21 protein-coding genes are annotated in these 23480 nt (G+C 42.6%); 12 read left to right on the forward strand and 9 right to left on the reverse strand.

The features are described from left to right. Nucleotides 1–24 precede the first annotated feature (24 nt). From gltX to SOO65_RS05895, 7 genes are all read left to right on the forward strand, one after another. Entirely contained in the window at nucleotides 25–1467 is a 1443-nt protein-coding gene (gene gltX, locus SOO65_RS05865; protein WP_321398309.1) for a glutamate--tRNA ligase, read from the forward strand. A 5-nt stretch (nucleotides 1468–1472) separates the two neighbouring features. Then, nucleotides 1473–2912 carry a cysteine--tRNA ligase gene (cysS, locus tag SOO65_RS05870; protein ID WP_321398311.1) on the forward strand — a complete coding sequence of 480 codons (1440 nt, stop codon included), beginning with the start codon at nucleotides 1473–1475 and terminating at the stop codon, nucleotides 2910–2912. 117 nt (nucleotides 2913–3029) lie between these two features. Next, nucleotides 3030–3920 (forward strand): hypothetical protein, encoded by an 891-nt coding sequence (locus SOO65_RS05875; protein WP_321398313.1) that lies wholly within the window; start codon nucleotides 3030–3032, stop codon nucleotides 3918–3920. 149 nt (nucleotides 3921–4069) lie between these two features. Continuing rightward, on the forward strand, nucleotides 4070–4498 hold the full coding sequence (locus tag SOO65_RS05880) for a hypothetical protein (protein WP_321398315.1): 429 nt from the start codon (nucleotides 4070–4072) through the stop codon (nucleotides 4496–4498). After that, a complete protein-coding gene (locus SOO65_RS05885) occupies nucleotides 4499–5293 on the forward strand; it encodes a DUF1828 domain-containing protein (RefSeq protein ID WP_321398317.1) in 795 nt (264 codons plus the stop codon). It begins immediately after the preceding gene. A gap of 80 nt (nucleotides 5294–5373) precedes the next feature. Beyond that, on the forward strand, nucleotides 5374–6381 hold the full coding sequence (locus SOO65_RS05890) for a hypothetical protein (RefSeq protein WP_321398319.1): 1008 nt from the start codon (nucleotides 5374–5376) through the stop codon (nucleotides 6379–6381). A 132-nt stretch (nucleotides 6382–6513) separates the two neighbouring features. Beyond that, nucleotides 6514–7458, forward strand: coding sequence for a hypothetical protein (locus SOO65_RS05895; protein WP_321398320.1), 945 nt, complete (start codon nucleotides 6514–6516; stop codon nucleotides 7456–7458). A 33-nt stretch (nucleotides 7459–7491) separates the two neighbouring features. On the opposite strand, the gene lysA is transcribed toward SOO65_RS05895, so the two are convergent. The 6 genes from lysA to SOO65_RS05925 are packed head-to-tail and all read right to left on the reverse strand — an operon-like array spanning nucleotide 7492 to nucleotide 15225. After that, entirely contained in the window at nucleotides 7492–8757 is a 1266-nt protein-coding gene (gene lysA, locus SOO65_RS05900; RefSeq protein ID WP_321398322.1) for a diaminopimelate decarboxylase, read from the reverse strand. Continuing rightward, complete coding sequence (gene pyrE, locus SOO65_RS05905; protein ID WP_321398324.1) at nucleotides 8754–9371, reverse strand: orotate phosphoribosyltransferase; 618 nt, start codon at nucleotides 9369–9371, stop codon at nucleotides 8754–8756. The genes lysA and pyrE overlap by 4 nt, the downstream gene beginning before the upstream one ends. Before the next feature lies 1 nt (nucleotide 9372). Beyond that, nucleotides 9373–10068: an orotidine-5'-phosphate decarboxylase gene (gene pyrF / locus SOO65_RS05910; RefSeq protein ID WP_321398326.1), complete on the reverse strand. Its 696-nt coding sequence runs from the start codon at nucleotides 10066–10068 to the stop codon at nucleotides 9373–9375. Next, entirely contained in the window at nucleotides 10065–13244 is a 3180-nt protein-coding gene (gene carB, locus SOO65_RS05915) for a carbamoyl-phosphate synthase large subunit (protein ID WP_321398328.1), read from the reverse strand. The genes pyrF and carB overlap by 4 nt, the downstream gene beginning before the upstream one ends. Before the next feature lie 2 nt (nucleotides 13245–13246). After that, nucleotides 13247–14320, reverse strand: a complete 1074-nt coding sequence (locus SOO65_RS05920) for a carbamoyl phosphate synthase small subunit (RefSeq protein WP_321398331.1) — start codon at nucleotides 14318–14320, stop codon at nucleotides 13247–13249. Further along, nucleotides 14320–15225 (reverse strand): aspartate carbamoyltransferase catalytic subunit, encoded by a 906-nt coding sequence (locus SOO65_RS05925; protein WP_321398333.1) that lies wholly within the window; start codon nucleotides 15223–15225, stop codon nucleotides 14320–14322. The genes SOO65_RS05920 and SOO65_RS05925 overlap by 1 nt, the downstream gene beginning before the upstream one ends. Nucleotides 15226–15404: 179 nt before the next feature. On the opposite strand from SOO65_RS05925, the gene uvrB reads away from it, so the two are divergent. Genes uvrB through SOO65_RS05940 form a run of 3 tightly spaced genes read left to right on the forward strand, consistent with a single transcriptional unit; the run spans nucleotide 15405 to nucleotide 18875 of the window. Continuing rightward, nucleotides 15405–17405, forward strand: a complete 2001-nt coding sequence (uvrB, locus tag SOO65_RS05930) for an excinuclease ABC subunit UvrB (RefSeq protein WP_321398335.1) — start codon at nucleotides 15405–15407, stop codon at nucleotides 17403–17405. After that, nucleotides 17402–17752 carry a hypothetical protein gene (locus SOO65_RS05935; RefSeq protein WP_321398337.1) on the forward strand — a complete coding sequence of 117 codons (351 nt, stop codon included), beginning with the start codon at nucleotides 17402–17404 and terminating at the stop codon, nucleotides 17750–17752. Before uvrB ends, SOO65_RS05935 begins: the two co-directional genes overlap by 4 nt. Beyond that, entirely contained in the window at nucleotides 17730–18875 is a 1146-nt protein-coding gene (locus SOO65_RS05940; RefSeq protein WP_321398339.1) for a metallophosphoesterase, read from the forward strand. Before SOO65_RS05935 ends, SOO65_RS05940 begins: the two co-directional genes overlap by 23 nt. Here SOO65_RS05940 and SOO65_RS05945 read toward each other — a convergent pair. After that, nucleotides 18872–19219 carry a hypothetical protein gene (locus tag SOO65_RS05945; protein WP_321398341.1) on the reverse strand — a complete coding sequence of 116 codons (348 nt, stop codon included), beginning with the start codon at nucleotides 19217–19219 and terminating at the stop codon, nucleotides 18872–18874. The genes SOO65_RS05940 and SOO65_RS05945 overlap by 4 nt on opposite strands. A 278-nt stretch (nucleotides 19220–19497) precedes the next feature. Here SOO65_RS05945 and SOO65_RS05950 point away from each other — a divergent pair, with 278 nt between their 5' ends. Next, a complete protein-coding gene (locus SOO65_RS05950; protein WP_321398343.1) occupies nucleotides 19498–20331 on the forward strand; it encodes a flagellin N-terminal helical domain-containing protein in 834 nt (277 codons plus the stop codon). A 53-nt stretch (nucleotides 20332–20384) separates the two neighbouring features. On the opposite strand, the gene SOO65_RS05955 is transcribed toward SOO65_RS05950, so the two are convergent. Further along, nucleotides 20385–21278, reverse strand: a complete 894-nt coding sequence (locus tag SOO65_RS05955; protein ID WP_321398345.1) for an alpha/beta hydrolase — start codon at nucleotides 21276–21278, stop codon at nucleotides 20385–20387. 41 nt (nucleotides 21279–21319) lie between these two features. Continuing rightward, entirely contained in the window at nucleotides 21320–21844 is a 525-nt protein-coding gene (locus SOO65_RS05960; RefSeq protein ID WP_321398347.1) for a hypothetical protein, read from the reverse strand. Between the two features lie 199 nt (nucleotides 21845–22043). Here SOO65_RS05960 and SOO65_RS05965 point away from each other — a divergent pair, with 199 nt between their 5' ends. After that, nucleotides 22044–23456 carry a hypothetical protein gene (locus SOO65_RS05965; RefSeq protein WP_321398348.1) on the forward strand — a complete coding sequence of 471 codons (1413 nt, stop codon included), beginning with the start codon at nucleotides 22044–22046 and terminating at the stop codon, nucleotides 23454–23456. The last annotated feature ends 24 nt before the right edge of the window (nucleotides 23457–23480 follow it).

Consider the following 23480-nt stretch of genomic DNA (forward strand, 5'->3'; position numbering starts at 1 on the left):
ATATTTATATGAGGAGTTCCCTTTATGACAGTCAGAGTTAGATTTGCCCCATCACCAACAGGTTACCTGCACATCGGTGGCGCGCGAACTGCCCTTTATAATTATCTCTATTCAAAAGCGGTTGGAGGAACTTTCATCCTTCGTATCGAAGATACAGATCTTGAACGTTCAAATGCTGAATACGAAAAACTTCAAATCGACGACCTTAAATGGTTAGGCATTATCCACGACGAAGGTCCGGATAAGCCCGTTGAGAAATACGGTCCATATCGCCAATCTGAGCGTCTTCACATCTATGCTAAATATGCTCAGCAACTGATCGATAAAGGTGTTGCTTACTATGACTTCTGTACTGAAGAAGAACTAGAGGCCATGAAAGCTCAAAACGAAGCTGAAGGTAATGATCCTCATTATTCAGGTAAGTGGAGAAATGAAGAGCACTGGGCAGAAGCGAAAGCTCGTGTTGCTGCTGGTGAGAAAACTGCTATTCGATTTAAGGCCCCTAAGAAGTCTTATACGCTAAATGATAAAGTGAAAGGTTCAGTAACTTACCCTGACAATATGGTAGGTGACTTCGTTATCATGCGCTCAAATGGTCTTCCGACTTACAACTACTGTTGTGTGATCGATGACTGGTTAATGGAAATCACTCACGTAATCCGTGGAGAAGATCACCTTAACAATACTGTTCGTCAGCTTATGATCTATGAAGCTCTAGGTGCTAAACTTCCGGAGTTCGCTCACGTATCCCTTCTTATCGGTCACGACCGTCAGAAGCTTTCAAAACGTCATGGCGCTACTTCAGTGAACCTTTACCGTAATGAGCACTACCTTCCAGAAGCGATGAATAATTATCTTTGTCTTCTTGGTTGGTCTCACCCGGCGGAAAAAGATATTTTCGATAAAGCGGATCTTAAAGATGTGTTCACGCTTGATCGCTTCTCAGCATCTGCAGCGATGTACGATCTTGAAAAACTTAAGTGGGTAAACTCTGAGCACATTAAGAAGATGGATAATGCCTCTCTTATCGCGCTAGTTGAAAAAGAGCCTGAGACAGGTTTCTTCAATAAGCAAACTCCAGAGTGGAAAAACGCCTGTGTTGAGCTTCTTAAGAAGTATGCTCAATTCATTCCGGATTTCCCAAGACTTGTTAATGAATTAGTTCTAAGTGAAAACTTTGAAATGACTGATGCGCTTAAAGAGATCCTTTCTTGGGAAACAACTCCGAAGATCATCGACTTCATTTATGAAGACGTTTCAAAGGCAACAACTGAATTTATCACAGAGGCCCAGCTGAACGGTTGGATGGACCATGTGAAAAAAGAAATGGGTGTAAAAGGGAAGCCGCTTTTCCAGGGTGTTCGTGCCGCTCTTACTGGCCACGATCACGGACCGGATCTGAAGTTTTTGATCCCACTTACTCCAGTAACTGTTTTAAAGAAGCGCGTAGCTCAACTTAAGAAGTAGGACCGATGGCCAGAGAATTAAAAGTTCACAATAACCTCACTCGTAAGAAAGAAGTTTTTCAAACGATCGAACCAGGCAAGGTAAAGTTTTATTCTTGTGGCCCGACGACTTATGACTTCCTTCACATCGGAAACGCTCGCGCATTAGTTGTGGGCGATCTTTTTAACCGTGTTTTAAAAGCATTTGGTTATGATGTGACGTTCGTTCGTAACTACACTGACGTTGATGATAAGATTATCGATCGCGCGAAAGAGCTTAAACGTGATCCTATTGAGCACGCAGCTCTTTTCGTTAAAGAGTGTGAAACAGACATGAACTCTTTAGGAATGATGCCGGCGACTCATACACCAAAAGTAACTGAAACCATGCCTGAGATCATCAAGATGATCGAAGACATTATTAAGAATGGTTCAGGATACGTGGTTGAGGGCGGGGAAGTTCTTTTCAACGTTCCTTCATTCGCTGAATACGGAAAACTATCTAAGAAAGATCTAGAATCACTTCAGCACGGTATTCGTGTCGATGTAGATTCTCGTAAGAAAAACCCTTCAGACTTCGTTCTATGGAAGCCAGCAAAAGCAGGAGAGCCTGCTTGGGATTCTCCATGGGGTAAAGGTCGTCCAGGTTGGCACATTGAGTGTTCAGCGATGGCAAAGAAGTTCTTAGGACCAACACTTGATCTTCACCACGGTGGCGTGGATCTTATGTTCCCACACCACGAGAATGAAATTGCTCAATCAGAAGCGGCCAACAAGTGTCCATTCTGTAATAACTGGGCCCACAATGAGTTTTTGAATTTCGGTACTGAGAAGATGAGCAAGTCTCTTGGTAACGTGATTAAGATTCGTGACTTCGTTGAGAAGTACGGCGGACAAGTGCTTCGTCATATTCTTCTTTCAGTTCACTACCGTGCTCGTCTTGAGTGGAGTGATGAAGTTCTTCAACGTGCGCTGGATGAAGTGAAGCGTATTCACGAGTTCGCGCTTGAAGCGAAGACTTATACATCTGCGGCGAATCCTTCAGCTGATGGAACGATCTCTGAGACCATCGAGAAGATGATGGAAGAGCTTTCAAATGACTTTAACTCAGCAGGAGCTCTAGGGCATTTCTTCTCATTCATTCGTTATGTAAAAGCTAATAAAGATAAATTATCAGCTGAGAACATCGTTCAGGTGAACAACACGATTAAGTTCGTGGAAGAGGCGCTTGGACTCATTAATAAAGATCCTCAAGCGGTTATCGATGCCCTTCATAAGCACGATCAAGACACAAGCTCGACAGGAGTCGATGCAGCATGGATTGAAGGACTGATTGAAGAGCGTAAAGCGGCCAAAGCGGCCAAGAACTGGGCCCGCGCTGATGAGATTCGCAAAGAATTGACACAGAAGAGTATCGAATTAAAAGATAACCCAGACGGTTCTACGTCTTGGAAGGTGCAAAGCTAGGGTCAGTTTGACTCTAGCTTCCCTCAATATCCCTAAAAAAACTGACATCGGTTTCCTTACTTAATTGGAGCATGATAGTTTCAATTATTGTTCGTTTTATAACTAAGGGAGTTATCGATGAAACTACTCACAGCAATTTCTGTGCTGATGTTTGCCCTTTCGGCATTTGCAACATCACAAACTAAAACATTCTTCTACGATGGTACTCAAGACACGGCGATGATGTCTCTTCGTGCTGAAAAGACTCACACTGAATACCGTTATGAGCAACGTTATACGACTTGTTACCGTCAAGAGACTTATTGGCAGACAATTTGTCGTCCAGGTCCTCAAGGTCAACATGTTTGTACTCAAACTCCAGTAACAAGAACTGTTTCTTATCCTTGTTGGCAGACAGTTAGCGTTCCATACGAAGTTCATGACTACTTCGTTGAAGCAACTGTTGATCTAAGCTTCGCTAAAATCGCTGAAGGTCTAACTCCAGGCGAGACAATCAAGGCAACTCTTGATGGCGACCGTCTTTCACTTTCAGCTGTTGGCTCGAAGAAGTTCTTCGTAATGCAAACTAAACAAGACATTCAGACTCAGATGACTGGTGGTCTTAAACTAATTGATGCTTCTTACGGTATTGAGCTAGTTGAAGCTGCTTCAATCGTTAAAGCACTAGAAGTTACAAACATTGGTATTAAGAACGACGTTCTTAACATCAAGATGGGTCCGATTGCAGTTCGTGATCACCTAGGTTTCTCTCTGGATATCAAGAAGAACCCAGTTCTTGGTTCTTCAACAACTCTTTTTGATCGTGAGCTTTCTGCAAACGAAATCATGATCAACTCTCAAGAGACTAGCTCTGATGCTCAGATCAATATCAATAAGCTTGGTGTTGAACTTGGTAGCGGTCGTCACACGCTTACAGCGAAAATCTTCTTTAAGCACGCTGGCGAGCTTTTGAATGGCAGACAGTTCGAAACTACTTCTGCTTCTCGTACACTTATCTATAAGCGCTAATTAGCGATTTAGAATTCTTGATTGAAGAGGGCCCCGAAAGGGGCCTTTTTCATTTAAATATAAGCTCAGGACTTAATCACTCGGGCAATCAAGAATTCTTAAGTTAATCCCTTTAATAATTTTGTCGAAAGGGCTCCTAAAGGTGAATTATGGAGCAATCTGAATTTCAATCATTACTTAAAGTCAAAAAAACAATTCGCAGCGATATTAAATTCGTAGAGGATAAGAACAATCCTTCATCACTCATCTTTGAAGATGTTATCGTGGAAAATGATCTTGGGTGGGAGGTTTATCTTAATGGCACCTTCAAACCAGAACTTAATACTGTAGTATTCAACTTTGTAATACAAAATATCGGTCCAGTTTGTAGAGTTTGTGTAAGAGGGAGTATTCACAAAGATGCAGGTCGAACCCATAAACATGAATATCAAAGTATCCTAGATTCAAGAAGAAATCTTAGGTCCGCCCATTCGAGAAAAGATTTGGATCAATTAAGGGCAAGGGAAGTCTTTAACATTTTGTGTGAACAAGCTAACATAGAACTAGTAGGGAATTTTATTGATCCCGAGGCTGAATAAATGACACTTTCATGTTCTATACTTACTTCAAATCTTGCAGGCTTTTCCATCATCAAAGAATGTGATGTTGTTAAAGGTGGTATCGTTCGCATTGCAACGAAGCTTCAATTTCCTAATGGCGAATATATAGATGTTTTTGTTAAGCCACATTCGGACCTAGGTGGGGATGGCTTCATTGTAACTGATATGGGATTTACTTCCGACTTCCTCAGGAACGCGTGGGTTTCTCCTTTTACAAATAAAAAAAGAATGAATTACATCGAAGAGGTGTGTGCGCTCTTTGATCTTAAATTTGAGAAGGGTGAAATAAAAACTTTTGCTAGAAGCGAAATGGAACTGCCGCTTGCGATCATTGATACGGCTCAGTCATGTCTTAGAGTTTCAGATATGGTGATGAATCAGAGATTTAAAATTACGTCTCAATTTAAAGCGGAATTTGAGCTCTTTCTCCTTGAGGATCTAAAAATAGCCCCAGGTCTAATCGTTAATGATTATCAGATTACTCTTCCGGACAGAACTGTTAAAATTCCATTTGGAGTTAAAAGTCCAAGCAATTTCAATCTCATTCATACACTATCATGCAATAATCCAACTTCAGCGAAACAAGTTTCGCATGAAATCTTTATCGATTGGTACGACCTCGAAAGAGATAGTGGCCACGGACGATTTCTAACGGTGTATAATTCAGAAAGTTCTTTTCTAAAAGAATATGACATTAAACGACTTCAAGATATTTCTAATGTCGTAGCATTTCCAGCTGATCAAGAACAAATCAAAGAATTACTTCTCGCTTAAAATTTATCCAAAACTGGTAACAAAATAAAGTTACATTCCGATACTTGAGAGTGTCCGATTTATTTTTTTAAGGAATTGATATGAATAAGCCGAAAGTGCAAGCTGAAGTTCCCTCGAAAAAAACTCGTAGAGTACGATCACAGTTTCGAAAAGATTTTCGTTCGAGGTCAGCGTTTTCTTTCGGACGAGCAATTCAATTCTTGGGAATTGCTACTGAACTTTATGAAGCAGATAATGATCAAGCAGGATATTTCGTTTCTGAGTCAGTCAAAAGTCTTGCTCATTCATTAGAAATGTTCTCGAAGGCTGTACTGAAAAATGCGAGCCCATTTCTCTTATTAGATAATATTAAAAAACTTGACGAGGATCCTTATAATCTTAAAGAGGGCTATGCGAAAATTGAGAATGAACAACAGACCATGTATTGTGTTGGTCGTGTCGCATTTAATCGAGCAACACATTTTTTTAAGGTAACTTTAAAAAATGAAGAAATTAGCCTGTTACTATCATTAATTAATGATCGGAATATCATTGAGCATAGAGATGGTCACTTTATACAAAATATTCAGAATAAAGTGGAAGAAGTCTCTCGGCTTCTTGAATTGATTCAGCGTTTGTATGATGGAGAGTTTAAGGGGGCAAGTGTTATTAAGGATTGTACGGAGAGTGCAGGTGCCGATCCATCATTTGGATCAATTGAAGAAAGTCTGAAGCATTTATTGAATGTATGCTCGAGCAGAATGAAAACAATCAACAGGAAAAAAGGGAGATTACTCAGCAAGGGAAGTAAGTTTCGAGCATGCCATAAATGCTATTACGAACTTGCACTTGTTACCAATGAAAACCATTATAAGTGTTTGTGGTGTGAAAGTGAGGCCGTAAAAGTTAAATGTTCGGTGGAGCATTGTGGGGAAGTCTCTTGGCGATCGAATGAAGATAAGAATTACAAATGTAATGCCCATGAATATTGGGAGCATTTTAAAACGACCGACCTTGGTGCAAGCTGGTCTAAACTTATAAAAAATATCCCTATCCGATACAATACTGCGATAATGCCTGATGACGATGAGGGACCTCTCGGAGCCTGAATCAAAATTGAACACGATACGACCTAAACACTGGAACTCATTATGATAGAGATATGCATGTAAAATTTTCACGTTCTTACTGCTTCTCCCCGATAAATGATATGAATCCCTCAAATTACAGAGGAGATTCACATGAAAATGCTTATTTGCTTGATGACCCTAGTGGCTTCATTAAATGCATTCGCTCAGTTCAGAACTAGTGATTCAAAGACGTTCGTTTACGATGGTTCTCAAAATTCAATCGAAGTAATTCTAAGAACCGAAAAAACTCATACTGAATATCGTTATGAGGACTACACTGATACTTGTTCACGTACTGAAATGGCTGGATACCGAACTGTTTGTACTGGCGGAGGTTCAATGACTCAATGTCATCCTGGTCCACATGGTCCAATCTGTCGTACAATTCCAGGCCCTCGTCACTGTTACCAAGAGCCGATGTATCGCACTGTTTATTATCCTTGTACAAGAACAAGAAGAATTGATTTCCAAGTTAAAGACTACGATGTTGAAGCACGTGTAATCGTAGACGTAACTAAAGTTTCTCCAGAAGCAACTCCTGGCGAAACAATCAACGTTAGACTAACTGGTGAAACTCTTTCTTATACAGCGACTGGTTCTAAAAAGTTCTTCATCGTTAAAAAGAAACAAGACGAACGTTCTTTCATGAACGGTTCAGTGAAAATGATCGACGGCCTTCTTGCTGTTGAACTAGTTGAAGCAGCTCCAGTTCTTAAAGCTGTTAAAATGTCTGATATCGCGCTTAACGGTTCAGAGCTTAACTTCACTGTAGGTCAGGCCGAAACTCGCGCTAATATCGGTTTCTCGCTTAAAGTAGAGCATAAGAAGCTATTCGGTTCAGACACTGTTCTTTTCGATCGTGAACTTGCTCAAGGTGAAGTCGCTGTAAACGACACAAAAGCATCAGTTGACATCAACAAACTAGGTGTTGACCTTGAATCTGGTAAGTATGAACTAACAGCTAAGACGTTTGTTAAAGTTGGTGGTCAGTTTATGAACTCTGATCAGTTCGAATCTCTTTCTGCTTCTAAGACTCTTGTCTATAAAATCCGCTAAAATAAAAAGGGCCCCTTCTGGGGCCCTTATCTTTTAAAGTAGTTCTTTGTAATCCTGCGCTTTATTCACTGTCTTTAACTTCTGATTCTTCTGAATTAGAAGCTCCAGCGGTCTTCCACGAAGATTGTAGTTTGATCCCATACTGTAACCGTAGGCACCAGTATCTTCCAGGATCACCAGATCTCCGCTCTTAAGCGCTGGTAGAGGGCGATCTGAGCCGAAGCAATCAGATGTTTCGCAAATCGGGCCAACCACGTGAACGCGAGTTGTCGCCTTCGCTTCCTGAACAGGTGTTACACCATGGTAAGCACCGTAAAGAGAAGGGCGCATGAAGTCGTTCATACCACCATCAACGATCACGAAGTGGTTATCTTCAGAAATCTTGTTCCTTAGAACTCTCATCACCAGAATTCCTGCTTTCGCGATAATTCGGCGACCTGGCTCAAATACCACGCGCGGACGAAGATCAGACTTTGAGTAGAATTCTTTATGAAGCGTCTTATAGACGAGAGTCATATACTCTTCGATCGAAGGCATACGTTTTGTTTCAGAAGGGTGGTAATCCACACCTAGACCGCCACCCACGTCGATAAACTCAAGTGGAGCTTGGGTCTTAAGAGCAATGTCACACATCTTAGCGATGGCCTTCTTTGTGGCCTTAAGATCAAGAAGCTGGCTACCAATGTGAATCGAAAGACCCACAAGCTTTGAGTGGCTCCAGTATTTCTTTTCTTTTAGAAACGATAGAACGTCTTTCTCTAGTAAACCGAACTTATGAGTCTTGTTACCAGTTGAGATGTATTTGTGAGTTTTTGGCTTTACTACCGGATTCAAACGGAAACAAATGCGTGCAACAGTCTTTGTGCGTTTCGCGCATGAGTTAATAAGCTCCAGCTCTTCCAGAGACTCAATGTTGAATGAACAAAGTTTCCCTTTCGATACTTTAAGCGCGTAAAGAATTTCTTCTTCAGTTTTACCCACACCTGAGAACACAATCTTCTCGGCCGGAATTCCACATTCCATAGCACGTTTAAGTTCACCACCCGATACGATATCGGCACCAGAACCCATCTTCGCGAGAATCTTTACCAGTTCCTTATTCGGATTTGATTTAAGTGCGAAACAAACCAGAGGATTAATCAGGTTTGCATTCACAGCACCTTGATAGAAATCCTGGTAGTTCTTAACCAGGATTTCTTCAGAGTATAAGTAAAATGGTGTTTTGTTATTTTTGGCGACGGAAGCGATATCAGTTTTAGAGAATTGAAGTTTCTTGTTTTTATATTCTAAGTTTTTCATGGAAATACGACGCTCTTTCTCCATTCCAGGACATTCTGTAATGCTTGTGTATCGAGCATTTTATTATCATAGGCGACTTTCGCCAGGACTTCAAAGTTAGAAAGTGATTGGTATTTAAAATTCGCCTGGCGGAATACTTCCTGGGCCTGAGGAAAATCGTAGGTGAAGATACTCATGATGCTTAAAACCGATAGACCTGCTTCTTCAAGCTTCTTACCGGCTGCAATGGAGCTCTTACCAGTCGAGATCAGGTCTTCAATCAGGACGGTCTTCTGCCCCGGAGTCGAAGCACCTTCAATGGCGTTTTGACGGCCATGGTCTTTGCTGCTGCTACGAACATAGATCAGAGGAAGTTTTAGTTCCTGGGCGATCCAGGCGGCCCATGGAATACCGGCCGTAGCGGTTCCGGCCACAACATCCACTTTAAGTGCTTTAACTGCTTCAGCGAAGGCCTTAATGATATATTCACGTGAATCCACCGTCGAAATAAGGAGGCGGTTATCACAGTAAACGGGAGACTTGATTCCAGAAGTCCAAGTGAAAGGATCATGCGGACGAAGGAAAACAGCTTTTTCTTTAAGAAGGATACTTGCAACTTGTTCAGCATGATTCATGTTATTGTCCTTTCAAAATTTGTTCGAGAGCTTCGCGAGGGTTTGCCGCTTCAGTAATCGGGCGACCAATCACCATATAATCAGTTCCAAGTCGAAGAGCATCCATCGGAGTCGTGATGCGCTTTTGATCATTGGCGGCCGAATCGGCAGGGCGGATTCCCGGAGTAACGGTATAAAACCTTTTCCCACAAAATGCTTTAATTGCTTCAACTTCAAGTGGCGAAGACACTACACCATCACAACCGCTGTCTTGAGCGAGTTTCGCAAAATGCGCCACACTGTCTTTCACATCTCCCATGATTTTCTGTTCACGGTTCATCTGTTCAGTTGTGGTACTAGTTAATTGAGTAACGGCAATGAGAAGCGGGGAGTGGCCAGAAGCTTTAACCGCTTCTGCAGCACGCTTCATCATTTCACTTCCGCCGGCGGCGTGAACATTCACCATGTCGATCGGAAGCTTACAAAGAGAGGCGATGCCTTTACCTACTGTATTAGGAATGTCATGAAGTTTTAGATCCAGGAATACTTTGAAACCACGATCTTTCGCTTCATGAATAACTTTTGGTCCTAAAGCGTAGAACACTTCCATTCCGATTTTGGTCCAAACCTCATGGCCTTTAAGGGAATCCATGAGGTCATGAAGCTTCTTTTCATCAGAGACATCTAGAGCAACGATGATCTTATTCGCAGGAATCATGCTAGTGGGTCCATTGAGTAAGTGTTTCTTTCAATCGTGCGAAGAAGTGCTTCAGTTGTATCAAGTGAAGTTAAGCAAGGAAGTCCACGCTCAACTGCAAGACGTCTCATCTTGAAACCATCTGATTCAACGTTTTTCCCTTTCGAGATAGTGTTGATGATGAGGGCCACGCGACCTGATCTGATTTCTTTAATGATATCGTCCTCTGCCTGACCGATACGTGCGATGGTCTTAACCGGAATGTTCGCGGCCTTCAGGACCTTTGCCGTTCCTTCAGTCGCTACGAAGTCAAAGCCCACTTGGTAGAAGCGCTTGAAAAGTTTTACCGCTTCTTCCTTATCCATATCATTGATAGTCGCAAGGATTGTTCCCGAGTCTGGAATCACAAGTCCTGCAGCCACGAATGCTTTATGAAGGGCCTTCTCGAAAATCTTATCTTTACCCATTACTTCGCCGGTTGATTTCATCTCAGGTCCCAGAGCGATCTCAACTTCAGAGAGTTTCGCGAATGAGAACACTGGAGCTTTTACCGCGACATCGCTTTTCGGAGCGAGAGTGCCGTGGAAGTAACCTTGTTTAAGAAGTGATTCACCCATGATCGCTTTTGTTGCGACCTTGGCCATCTGAACACCTGTTACTTTAGAAAGGAATGGTACAGTTCGGCTTGAGCGAGGGTTCACTTCAAGTACGAACACATCACCTTTATAAATCACGAATTGAAGGTTAATGAGACCCTTAATGTTGAGGGCCTTGGTGATTGAAAGAGTGGTTTCAGAAAGTTTATCCAGAATGTCTTGAGAAACACTTTGAGGAGGGTAAACCGCGATTGAGTCACCAGAGTGAACTCCCGCCTTCTCAATGTGTTCCATAATCCCAGGGATGAATACTGTTTCACCGTCACAGATCGCGTCCACTTCCATTTCTCGACCGATCATATATCTGTCGATTAGAACTGGGTGCTGAGGATTTACCTGAACCGCGCGCTTCATGTAATCCATGAGCTCAGTTTCGTTATAAACGATTTCCATTGCGCGACCACCAAGTACATATGATGGACGTACAATCACTGGGAAACCTAAGTGTGCTGATTTTTCAACTGCTTCGTTGATTGAAGTTACTGTCACACCTAGAGGTTGAGCGATTTTTAATTCGCGAAGAAGGGCCTCGAAGCGCTTTCTGTCTTCCGCGCGGTCGATATCATCTGTCGATGTACCAAGGATTGTTACTCCACGCTTAGCTAGTGGCTCAGCAAGGTTAATTGCTGTTTGACCACCGAACTGAACGATCACACCGATTGGGTTTTCACGTTCAATCACGTTGTAAACGTCTTCCACAGTCAGAGGTTCGAAGTAAAGTCTGTCTGAGATATTGAAATCAGTTGAAACTGTTTCAGGATTGTTATTAATGACGATCGCTTCCATGCCCATGCTACGAATCGCTTCGATGGCGTGAACAGTGGCGTAGTCGAACTCGATCCCTTGACCGATACGGATTGGACCTGATCCAAGCACCACCACTTTTTTCTTAGAAGACTCCAAGACCTCGTCTTGATTCTCGTAAGTAGAGTAGTAGTAAGGAGTTGATGATTCAAATTCACCCGCACAAGTATCAACCATTTTAAACACAGGTGTAATCTTGTTCGTTTTTCTGAATTTAAAAACTTCTTCCTCAGACGTGTTCCATACTCGAGCAAGGTAGCGATCAGAGAAACCAAGTCTCTTTGCTGCTCTCACTGTTTCCGGGGTCTTGTCTCCAGCTTCAAGCTTATCTTCCATCGTGATAATGTTTTGAATCTTGGCGAGGAAGAAGTAATCAATTTTCGTGAGTTCGTGGATATCTTTAGCAGGTACTTTCTTTCTCATCGCTTCCGCGACAGCAAAAAAGCGCTCATCATCCTGCTTACTTATTTTCTCCATGATCTCAGGGATCGTTTTATCTTTTAGTTCCGGAAGTTCCAGGTGATAAAGACCAACTTCCAAAGAGCGAACTGCCTTGAGCATCGACTCTTCAAAAGTACGTCCTAGCGCCATTACTTCACCTGTAGCCTTCATCTGAGTTCCCAGGCGACGGTTCGCTTTATTGAACTTATCAAATGGCCAGCGTGGGATCTTACTCACCATATAGTCCAGTGCTGGTTCAAAACAAGCGTAGGTCTTCTTTGTCACAGGATTAATGATTTCATCCAGTGTGAAGCCAACCGCAATCTTCGCCGCAATCTTAGCAATCGGATAACCAGTTGCCTTACTTGCTAGAGCTGAAGAGCGAGATACCCTTGGATTCACTTCTATCACATAATATTGGAATGAGTGTGGATCGAGAGCATATTGAACGTTACATCCGCCTTCAATTTTGAGAGAGCGGATGATCTTCAGAGCCGATGTTCTAAGAAGTTGGTACTCCTTATCACTTAGTGTCTGGCTTGGAGCAACTACGATCGAGTCACCTGTGTGAACACCCACTGGATCGATGTTCTCCATGTTACACACGATAATACAGTTATCATTGCTGTCACGGATTACTTCGTACTCAACTTCTTTAAAGCCCGCGATTGATCTCTCGATCAGACACTGCTGAATCGGAGAAGCGGCTAGACCCGAAGTCGTGATTGTGAAAAGTTCTTCTTCAGATGTAGCGATACCTCCACCTGTTCCACCAAGAGTGAAGGCAGGGCGGATAATCACTGGGTAACCAATCTTATTTGTGAACTCAAGAGCTTCACCAACCGTTGTCACAATTCGTGATTCAGGTACTGGCTCATCAATTTTCACCATGAGTTCTTTAAAGAGTTTTCTATCTTCGGCCTTTTGAATCGTATCGACCTTACAGCCAAGAAGCTGAACACCTAGACGCTTAAGGTGACCTTCTTCTTCAAGCTTCACTGCTAAGTTAAGTGCAGTTTGACCACCCAGAGTAGGAACGATTCCGTCTGGCTTTTCTTTGTGAATGATTTTTAGAAGAAACTCTTTCGTCAGAGGTTCGATATAAACCTTGTGAGCAGTTTCCTTGTCCGTCATGATGGTCGCTGGGTTTGAGTTTACCAGTACCACTTCTAGACCTTCTTCAATTAAGGACTTTACCGCCTGAGTTCCTGAGTAGTCGAACTCTGCAGCTTGTCCGATAACAATCGGGCCTGAACCAATGACTAATACTTTTTTAAGATTTGGATGTAGAGGCATTGTTATTTCCTTATTGAATTCAGAAAGTCATCGAATAACCAACCAGTATCTTCAGGACCTGGACAAGCTTCCGGATGATACTGAACTGAGAAGGCAGGTAGCGTCTTGTGACGAAGACCTTCCACTGTATTGTCGTTGATGTTGATTTGAGAAATTTCTAAGTTTGATTTTTCAACTGAACTCACTGTTACAGCATAACCATGGTTCTGAGAGCTCATGAAAACCTTACCAAGACTCAGATCTTTTACCGGATGGTTACCACCACGGTGACCGAATTTTAGTTTCTCGGTATCAGCACCATTCGCGAGAGCGAAGAGTTGGTGACCCATACAGATACAGAACATCGGATACATCTTTTGAAGATCACGAATCACCGGAAGAACACCTGGGACATCTTTTGGATCGCCAGGACCGTTTGAAAGAAGAATTCCTTGTGGACGGTAACTTTGAATCATTTCAGTCGTTGCGTTCCAAGGAACTACCACCACGTCACAGTTTCTTCTCATAAGTGAGCGAAGAATATTTTTCTTATAACCAAAGTCCATCAGGACAATGCGTTTTCCTTCGCCAGGGAAGTGAATCGGATTTTTGATTGAGACGCGGGCGATCTGATCATTCCCAAGTGATTTTTCAAGAAGAGGCTTAGCATCTGCTACTGAGAAAGTCTCAGGTACCAGCACCGCTTTCATTACACCTTTCTCACGAATCTTTTTTGTAAGCTCACGAGTATCAAGTCCCGCGATTCCAGGAATTTTGAAACGCTTTAAGAAATCGCGAAGAGAGTATTCGTTTCTCCAGTTAGAACCTTCAGATGGACATTCTCTGACTACCAGACCTTTCAGTGCTGGAGTCAAAGATTCGAAATCATCTTTATTCACACCATAGTTTCCAATCAGAGGGTAAGTCATCACAACCATCTGATCGCAGTATGATGGATCAGAGATAATTTCCTGATAGCCCGTCATACTTGTGTTAAAAACGAGTTCGCCGAGAGAGTGGGCACCGTCAATCTCGTGCCCAATCGATTCGCCGACGAACTCTTCACCAGTTTCTAAAATCAGTTTAATTTTTTTCATTACTTACTCCCGCCAAGGGCCCATTCTAAAATGGCCATTCTGGCGAATACGCCGTTACCCATTTGTTTAAAAATTCTCGATTGCTTGTGCTCAACAATTTCATCCGCAATTTCAACTCCGCGGTTAAAAGGTCCCGGATGCATGATGATGGCATCCTTTCTCATCTTGTTGACTCGTTCTGAAGTTAGACCAAATTGAGTGTGATAAGCCTTAGCATCTAGCTCAAGACTTGCGTGACGCTCTAACTGAATCCGTAACATCATGACGGCATCTACTATCGGCAGAACTTCTTCGAAATTCGCTTTTTTAATGAATGGTTTTGAAACATTTGGCAGCATCGCCTCAGGTCCGCATAAATAAATTTCCATGCCGAATTTCTCGGCCGCTACCATGAGTGAGCCTGCTACTCGGGAATGTTTGATGTCTCCGCAAACTGCGATCTTAAGACCTTCCAGTTTTCCAAACTCTTGCTTCAAAGTCAGGAGATCGAGAAGACCCTGAGAAGGATGCTCGTATTTTCCAGCACCAGCATTAAGAAGGGGAGTATTGAATTTCTCATACAGATCGCTGAACACATTATCATCAGAGTGACGAAGCACAATTCCATCTGCTCCAAGGCTCTCCAAAGTTTTAAGAGTGTCGTAGATCGTTTCACCTTTCTTCACACTCGAATTCTCTGGCACAAAATTAATCACCTCAGCGCCAAGTCTTTTCGCCGCCATTTCGAATGAACAACGGGTTCTTGTGCTTGGCTCATAGAACGCATTTACGATGATTTTATTTTTTAAGAGATGTTGGATTTTGTCAGGTTGAGAGATGTGAAGAGAAAAATACTGGGCCCTATCAATAAGGGACTGAATATCAGAAACGGAAAAACTAGCGAGTGATACAAAATGCTTGATCATTCTCCTCCTGAGAGACAAAAGTAAGTGAATCTGAATTGAATAAAATAGGATAGACTTGTGAGTGGAAGGCGTGGAAAAATGTGGTGATGCGAAGAGGCATCATGTCCATATAACTATCCCTAGTGGTTAAACGTATAATTCATCTCATTCAATCGAAGCCTTTGGCAAGAGTAAATTTTATGACAGGTAAATTTCAATTAGAGTCTGCTTTCAAACCGATGGGGGACCAACCCCAGGCGATTGAATCTATTGCTAATAATTTTCAGAAAAAAGAGAAGTTTCAGACCCTTTTAGGGGTAACGGGATCAGGTAAGACCTTCGCGATGGCGAATGTTATCCAGCGATTGGGTAAGAAAACCTTAATTCTGGCCCCCAATAAGACCCTGGCCGCCCAGCTATTTGCTGAGTTTAAAGAGTTCTTTCCCAACAATGCCGTAGAGTATTTCGTTTCCTATTACGATTACTATCAGCCCGAGGCCTATGTGCCTGGCTCAGATACCTATATTGAGAAAGATTCCGCCATTAACGACGAAATTGAGAAGCTTCGTCACTCATGTACCCGTTCGCTGTTTGCTCGCGAAGACGTGATCGTAGTCGCTTCAGTCAGCTGTATTTACGGTATTGGTGCTCCTGATGAATATTTCAATCAGAGAATCATGCTCTTAAATCAAGACAAGCTCGATCGCGACGAATTTCTTCGTCGCCTGGTTGATATTCAGTACCAAAGAAATGATACCGATTTCCACCGTGGTACCTTCCGTGTTCGCGGTGATATTGTAGAAGTTTTCCCGGCATACGAAGATTCTCAAGTCGTACGAGTTGAATTCTTTGATGATGTTGTCGATGGGATTTTCTTGGTGGATCCCTTGCGGGGCAAAGTGATTCAACCTCTTCAACGCGTTGATATTTATCCGAAGTCTCACTATGTGGTAGGCAAAGATAAGATGAAGTCGGCGATTGCAAATATTAAAGTTGAGTTGCGTGAAAGATTGAACGAACTTCAAGAGCAGAGAAAACTTGTTGAAGAACAGCGTCTCTCTCAGAGAACCTTACTTGATCTAGAGATGATGGAAGAGATGGGTTTTTGTCCTGGTATTGAAAACTATTCTCGCCATCTTGCCGGAAATGCTCCGGGTGAGCCACCTTATACACTCTTAGATTATTTCAAAAAGGATTTCCTTCTCATTGTGGATGAGTCTCACGTCTCGATTCCGCAAGTAGGAGGTATGTATAAAGGAGACCGCGCGAGAAAACAAAATCTCGTAGATTTCGGTTTCCGTCTTCCAAGTGCTCTTGATAACCGTCCGCTAAACTTTCCTGAATTTGAGAGTAAGTTGGATCAGGTACTATTTGTCTCAGCCACACCGGCCGATTATGAGCTTCAGAAAACGAACGGTGAATATGCTGAGCAGATCATTCGTCCGACTGGTCTCTTAGATCCGGTCATTGAATTTAAAGATGCCAAGAACCAAGTGGATGACATGTTAGTCGAAGCGAAGAAAGTCATCGCTAATGGTTACCGTGTACTCATTACCACTCTGACGAAACGTCTGGCCGAAGAGCTAACGGATTTCTATAAGGGTGTAGGAATGAGGATCAAATATCTTCACTCTGACATTGATACTCTTGAACGAATGGAGATCCTGCGTGATCTTCGACTCGGAGAATTCGATATCCTGGTCGGGATTAACCTCCTTCGTGAGGGTCTGGATATTCCAGAGGTCGCCTTAGTGGGAATTCTTGATGCCGATAAAGAAGGCTTCCTTCGATCGACCCGTTCTCTCATCCAAACGATTGGTCGAGCGGCCCGAAACTCAGAAGGACGAGTTATTCTCTACGGCTTTAAAAAGACTCCAAGCATCGAAGAGGCCATGAAAGTAACGGCCGAACGTCGAATCAAGCAGCAGGCCTATAACGAAAAGCACGGCCAGACTCCTAAAACTGTCGCTAAAAAGGTCAGTGGGGGCGTGATTGAGGTTCTTCGAGGTGCCAAGAAGTCCGACAAGAAAGCACGGGTTAAAGAAATTTCTGAGCAAAGACTTTCTCCAGAAGCAATTGATGCTAAAATTGTAGAATTAAAACAGCTCATGAAAGAAGCGGTCAAAGACCTACAGTTTGAAGAGGCCGCCAAACTTCGTGACGAAATTAAGAAGCTTTCTGAATTAAGGTTTATGCTATGAAGTTTTGGATGATTTTATTGTTCCCTCTTCTTGCCACTGCGGCAGTGAAGACTGAAGGTTTTATCATCCAGATCAATGACCGTAGCATGAATGTTCTTTCTCCCGAAAAAGCAAAACCCATGTTCGCGGTGATGGTTGAGAACCGTGCCCTGTCTGATCAGGTAGGGAAGTTTATCGTGGGTGGAAAAATTTTAAAATTCATCTCGGTGAAGTCTGGAAAGACGGAGACCGTCGAGATTGAAAATAAAACGAATGCTCCTGTGACATTTGTTCCGGTAAGTCCGGCCTTCCAGGAAGTTCCGTTATTGTTTGGTAAAAAGGCCTATGAAATCCCATCAAAAGAATAATGTTCAAAAAGTTGTTCTGGTCATCTCTGATCTGCATTTAAGTGCGGGGAAGATGATTAAGGGGAAGAGAAATCTTCTCGAGGATTTTCATTACGATAATGAACTCATCGACTTTCTTAATTACTACTCAGCAGGTGACTACCTTGAAATCGAAGTAGAACTCGTTATTAACGGGGACTTCCTGGATTTCCTGGCCGTGCCGTATGTAGAGTTCTATGACGATGAATTCTGGAGCGAATCGGCGGCACTGGCCAAGCTTCGTATGATCATGCGTGCTCATACTGGTGTTTTGGATGCCCTTAAGCGTTTCCTCTCTAAGCCGAATAAGCGCATCGTTTATATCATTGGTAACCACGACGCTGAGTTTGTTTTTGACTCCATGAAAGAGGAGTTCTTAAACTATTTTGGTGAACTTCGTAAGAACATCATTCTATCGAACTCAATCTCGACTCACGTGCCGATCAAAGGCGTTTGTATTCAACACGGTCACCAGTATGAACGTGCCCATGAATTCGATCAAGAGAACGCAGTAGTGGAGACTCTTAATGGTGAGAAGTATTTCATTCCGCCTTGGGGCTCGTATTATGTAACGAACGTGATTAATAAGTACAAGCAAGAGCGCCACTTCATTAATGCTGTTCGCCCGATTAAGCACTTTATCATTCACGGTATCCTATTCGATACGTTCTTTACGTTCCGTTTTATGCTTTCAAACTTCTACTACTTCGTGATGGTGCGCTTCTGGCACTTCTACATGACGAAGAGAAGTCTGAAACAGGTATTTGAAGACATCTTCCGCGAGCTTGAGCTCTTCCAGGATTACGAGTCTCTTACTCGTCAATTCTTTGAGAAGAATCCTGAGTCGCGCGTCCTGATTGTAGGACACACTCACAATCCGACACTTCGTATTTTCAATGACGGTACTACATTCATTAATACTGGAACCTGGACCCGCATGGTGAATCTGGATCTAGGACAGTGGAACAATGGTAACGTACTCACATACGCTAAGATTCTTGTTAAAAAACTAGATTACGAAATCGAAGACTTTGAGAAGAACGTAGAAGTCGATCTAAAGCACTGGATGGGTATCAACAACCTTCCATACTCTGAGTATCACTAAGACAAAGAATTAATTTTTTCTAAGAGCTTCTTCGAATGAACAGGGTAGGACATGATATGTTCTACTCCAAGTTTCGAAGCAAGTTTTAAGATTGATGATTCGCTATGATCAGCGAAGATGATGAAGTTCTTTTTATTCTGAACTGCACTCGTTAGTTTCTCATTCAGAACTTTTGCTTCTATCAGAAGAAGATAATCCTTTCTGTCTTTGAGAATTTCCAATGCTTCATTCGCATTTGTCGCTTCTAAGATATGAAAGAAACCATTTTTCGTAAGCATGTCCCTGATCAGAATGCGAAATTCTTCGTTTTCATCACAAATGAGAATGGGATTAGCGTAGTTCATAGATTTATCATAGCAGTCAGATATTCACTTGAAAATCGAATAAGTTCTTGAATTAAGAGAAAAACATCGTTATCTCAGAGTGGAATTGTCGGGCTAAATAGCTGAAAATATTTTTAAAATTGCTGTTAAGTTAGGATTCGTAGCTCCGAATAGGTTGTTGTCTGACACAAGTAGTGATGGACATAAAATTCACTTAAGCACGGAAGCTTATCAAGTCTCTCAAGGTTGGGAACTGATCATCACGGAATGGATGAGGGTATTAAACCAAGGAGGATTTCATGGGTTTTCGTATCAACACAAACGTTTCTTCTATTGCTGCTCAACGCTCACTAAGCGTTAACAATAGAGAATCGGAATCAAACCTGGCGAAACTATCGTCTGGTTCTCGTATCACTAAAGCAGCTGACGATGCTGCTGGTCTAGCGATCTCTGAAAAGATGAAAGCTGGTATCCGTTCAATGAAACAAGCTGACCGAAACGCTAACGACGGTATCTCGATGGTTCAAACTGCTGAAGGTGGCTTGAACGAAGTATCATCAATCCTTACTCGTATGCGTGAACTTGCCATCCAAACTTCATCAGATACAGTTGGTGATGTTGAGCGTGGTATGACAAATATGGAATACCAAAACCTTAAACTTGAACTTGATCGTATTTCGCAAGTTACAGAGTTTAACGGTAAGAAACTTCTTAACGGTGAAGGCGGAAACTTTGAGTTCCAAGTTGGTACAAACAACGACGCTTTCCAAGACAGAATTGGTTTCGACGCTGGTCAAGTTAACTCTCGTCTTGATTCACTAGGAGTATCTGAACTAGATGTTTCTACAAAAGGTGGTTCACAAGAGTCTCTAGCTGCTGTTGACTCTGCGATTGAGAAAGTTTCTGGTCACCGCGCTTTCCTAGGTGCGATTCAGAACCGCTTGATCTCGACATCGAACAACTTACAAGTTAACGTTGAGAACTTGTCAGCTGCTAACTCTCGTATCCGTGACGTAGACTACGCTGATGCTACAGCTCAAAAAGCTAAGAACGATATCCTTGGTTCAGCTGGTACATCGGTTCTTGCTCAGGCTAATATGTCTGGCCAAAACGCTCTTAAACTCATTGGTTAATACTCTCTGATACTGCATTCCGAACAAGAGGACCCACCGCAAGGTGGGTCTTTCTATTTTAGGGCCTGTTTAAGCATTTCGAATAACTGCGTTGGATAAGGTTCTTCTTCCCAAAAGATAAGATGATCACTGCCCTTGATCGTTTGAACATGGGCATTTGAAAAACGACTTTTTATAAAACTCTCATTGAACTCGTAATCTATCACTGTGTCTTTGGTCCCAAAAATAACTTCCACCTCTGCCGCTGACTGACGTCCATCCGTTTCTAATTTTTTGTTCCAATCAACTAACTGCTGAAACCAATGAGTAGGGACCTTTTTTATAGGAGAGGGATCCTGCTTTTTTAGTTCTTTGAACTCAGCGTTTTTGATCATACTAGGACGTCTTGGAAGTTTTGAAAGGAAATGCCCAAAGACATTGTGACCAAAAAGAGAAAGTTCCCATAAGTAGGAGCGCACGAGAGGTGCCACCATGATAATTTTTTTGAACTGGTGCTGCTGATTATCGAGGAGAAATTCAATCATGCCGGTATTGCCGGTAGAGTGAGCAAAGAAAATCATGGATGCATAATTATAAGTCGCTATTTTTGGGAAGATACTTTTATAAATATCCGCATAGGCCTCGATGTGAGAAATGTCGGCCTTGGTACCGGTGGATTCTCCGTGGCCCGGAAGTTCCATGCAAAGAACATCATACTTTTCATTCAGAAACCAACGGATCATTGGTTTTAGATAAGCACAGTTGTCTCCATAACCATGGGCCATGAAAACTAAACGGTCATTTTGGTTTGAGTACGTATGCGCGGCGATCTTATGCAATTCACCACGACTATCGTTCACTTCAAAAATTTGCTTATTGTATGTAGATGATTCTTTGACTTCATAGAAGTCACTTCCAAATGATGGAAGAGAAAGAATGAGTAGACCCAAAAATGCGAGTGCTTTCATAGTGCCAAGTTTAGCACTATGAAAGCAGCTGTACTAGAGGCCTATCTACAGTCTCTGTGTCTTGGATGCTCTTCGCACCATGTTCTTGTTGGAGTTGGAGATGATGATCCACCGCCACGACAGTCTTGGTGACGAGGGTGTTCTTCACACCATTCACGAGAGCCTGGAATTGGTTCACGCTGATTTGAACATGCTGAATGCCATGGTTGAGATTCGCAATGTTGTCTTGTTCCTACACAAGCTGAGTGCCAAGGCTGTTCTTCACAATGTTGAGGAGTCCCCTGACAAGCCGAGTGCCAAGGTTGTTCTGAGCAGTGTTGAGGTGTTCCCTGACAGGCAGAGTGCCAAGGTTGTTCTTCACAATGTTGACGAGTGCCCTGACAGGCAGAATGCCATGGTTGAGTTTCACAGTGTTGGGGGGACCCCTGACAAGCTGAGTGCCAGGGTTGCTCACGACAGTGGGCCGGAGTTCCCTGACATTCCGATCTCCAAGTTTCAGTCGAGCAATCAGCAGCAAATGTAGAAACAGAAAATAGAGTAAAGATAGCAATCGCTAGTAGTTTCATTCTTCCTCTCCTGTGAAGTTTGGTGAAGCGGAATAGGCAAGAATCTGGCCAAAGGAGAATTTGATTTATATTCATCACTTGCCGCAACGCGCGGTGCGCTTTGGAGTGGGAGCAAAAAGTGAAAGAAGTGATACTTCGACACCAATCTTAAGTTAAAAAAACTTCGAACCATTCGATAATTGATTCCATAGGAGAACTTATGGAACCGAAAGATTTTTTATATGGACGTAAAGGTCCATGGCCTCAACCTTGTCCGGATCATCCCTACGGTGAATCGCCGGGAGTGATTCATTTACCTCTAGGAGAGTGGATTGATTGGTGGTCAACCGTTGGCCTTCGCTTCATCATTCAGTGGCCTCTTTTTACTCCTATTTATTTTTTACAAGGTCTCTTCAATCCAGGTCTTAAAAAAGTAACAGATGAAGAGTTCCATCAGTATTTAACGAATTCCATGATGGCGAGATTCATCACGCCGAAGATGGATGAAGTGGATAAAAAGATTTTTGCCTCTCACATGAAAGAGGGGAAAGATTATTACGTTGTGGATCTGGAACCTGTGAGAGTAGTGCAACTCTTTAAAGGCATTCATGCTTCTCCAACAAAAACTCTTCTCGTAAAAACTGATTTCGAAAAGTTTGAAGTTGTTTGTGTTTATATGGAGAAAACTGAGACGGTTTTGGTTCCAGCAGATGGAGACGCTTGGGAGCTTGCCAAGTATTTCGTTCTTCAGGGCGGAGCTCTGTGTGCCACTATGGTGGTACATCCACTTCAGCACTTTCCGATGGACAGTATTAATGCCATTACGAAGACCGCGCTTCCTAAAGAACACACTCTGTTTAAACTTCTTCACGCACATATGCGTTTCACACTGCCACTTGAGAATGCGGTTTTAAATTTTAAGATGTCGCTTCTTCATGATGATAAGTGGTGGAAGACCTACGCGCCTTTCCCTGGCCCTTACCACGGGATTCGTGATCTTCTGGTTGAAGGTTATCGTGGGATCAGAAACAATGATTCTTATCCTCCATTCACATATCCTCGTCGTCCGCCAAAAATCTATTCTGGCTACGGTGTTTTCCTGGATGCGTATTTCGAGGACATCTACGCTTTCGTGAGCGAAGTGACGAAGACCATTACTCCAGGTGATACTTGTGTGAGAGACTGGGCCAATTATATTGCTCAGTGGATTCCCGGTTTTCCGAATGGAAAAGAAATTTTCGAAGGCACCACACTAACTGAAGTCGTGGCCTTCTATCTTTGGGACGTGACAGTCGGACATACGATCGATCACCATAACTATGGGCAGATGGATGTACGCAAAGTCGCTCTTCGTATTAGACAAGAGCCGCCTAAGAAGGGAACCAAGATGAAGTCCCTTAAAAAGCTTCAGTCACCCATCGATCTCATGAAGTACAAACTTGCTATGAGACTCTTCTTCAGACCAACAGTCATGACTCGCTTAATTGATGTTGATTATGGATTTAAGGATCAGAATCTGGTGGAGGCCCAAAAGGTCTTTAAACAGAATTTACGGGCCACTGATAAAAAGTTAAAAGAGCAGGGGCTGACTTACATGGATCTTAACGATATTGCGAATACAATTCAGTTCTAATTAAAAGGGCCGCAAATGCGGCCC

The organism is Peredibacter starrii (assembly GCF_034259205.1).
Classification (GTDB): Bacteria; Bdellovibrionota; Bacteriovoracia; order Bacteriovoracales; family Bacteriovoracaceae; genus Peredibacter; species Peredibacter starrii.

Coding starts and splice junctions, on each gene's coding strand:
- SOO65_RS05925 (WP_321398333.1), bottom strand. CDS start 15,225: ATGATCAAGCATTTTGTATCACTCGCTAGTTTTTCCGTTTCTGATATT.
- SOO65_RS05965 (WP_321398348.1), top strand. CDS start 22,044: ATGGAACCGAAAGATTTTTTATATGGACGTAAAGGTCCATGGCCTCAA.
- SOO65_RS05950 (WP_321398343.1), top strand. CDS start 19,498: ATGGGTTTTCGTATCAACACAAACGTTTCTTCTATTGCTGCTCAACGC.
- pyrF (WP_321398326.1), bottom strand. CDS start 10,068: ATGATTCCTGCGAATAAGATCATCGTTGCTCTAGATGTCTCTGATGAA.
- pyrE (WP_321398324.1), bottom strand. CDS start 9,371: ATGAATCATGCTGAACAAGTTGCAAGTATCCTTCTTAAAGAAAAAGCT.
- SOO65_RS05920 (WP_321398331.1), bottom strand. CDS start 14,320: ATGAAAAAAATTAAACTGATTTTAGAAACTGGTGAAGAGTTCGTCGGC.
- lysA (WP_321398322.1), bottom strand. CDS start 8,757: ATGAAAAACTTAGAATATAAAAACAAGAAACTTCAATTCTCTAAAACT.
- gltX (WP_321398309.1), top strand. CDS start 25: ATGACAGTCAGAGTTAGATTTGCCCCATCACCAACAGGTTACCTGCAC.
- SOO65_RS05935 (WP_321398337.1), top strand. CDS start 17,402: ATGAAGTTTTGGATGATTTTATTGTTCCCTCTTCTTGCCACTGCGGCA.
- SOO65_RS05945 (WP_321398341.1), bottom strand. CDS start 19,219: ATGAACTACGCTAATCCCATTCTCATTTGTGATGAAAACGAAGAATTT.
- SOO65_RS05880 (WP_321398315.1), top strand. CDS start 4,070: ATGGAGCAATCTGAATTTCAATCATTACTTAAAGTCAAAAAAACAATT.
- SOO65_RS05885 (WP_321398317.1), top strand. CDS start 4,499: ATGACACTTTCATGTTCTATACTTACTTCAAATCTTGCAGGCTTTTCC.
- SOO65_RS05875 (WP_321398313.1), top strand. CDS start 3,030: ATGAAACTACTCACAGCAATTTCTGTGCTGATGTTTGCCCTTTCGGCA.
- carB (WP_321398328.1), bottom strand. CDS start 13,244: ATGCCTCTACATCCAAATCTTAAAAAAGTATTAGTCATTGGTTCAGGC.
- SOO65_RS05955 (WP_321398345.1), bottom strand. CDS start 21,278: ATGAAAGCACTCGCATTTTTGGGTCTACTCATTCTTTCTCTTCCATCA.
- uvrB (WP_321398335.1), top strand. CDS start 15,405: ATGACAGGTAAATTTCAATTAGAGTCTGCTTTCAAACCGATGGGGGAC.
- cysS (WP_321398311.1), top strand. CDS start 1,473: ATGGCCAGAGAATTAAAAGTTCACAATAACCTCACTCGTAAGAAAGAA.
- SOO65_RS05890 (WP_321398319.1), top strand. CDS start 5,374: ATGAATAAGCCGAAAGTGCAAGCTGAAGTTCCCTCGAAAAAAACTCGT.
- SOO65_RS05940 (WP_321398339.1), top strand. CDS start 17,730: ATGAAATCCCATCAAAAGAATAATGTTCAAAAAGTTGTTCTGGTCATC.
- SOO65_RS05960 (WP_321398347.1), bottom strand. CDS start 21,844: ATGAAACTACTAGCGATTGCTATCTTTACTCTATTTTCTGTTTCTACA.
- SOO65_RS05895 (WP_321398320.1), top strand. CDS start 6,514: ATGAAAATGCTTATTTGCTTGATGACCCTAGTGGCTTCATTAAATGCA.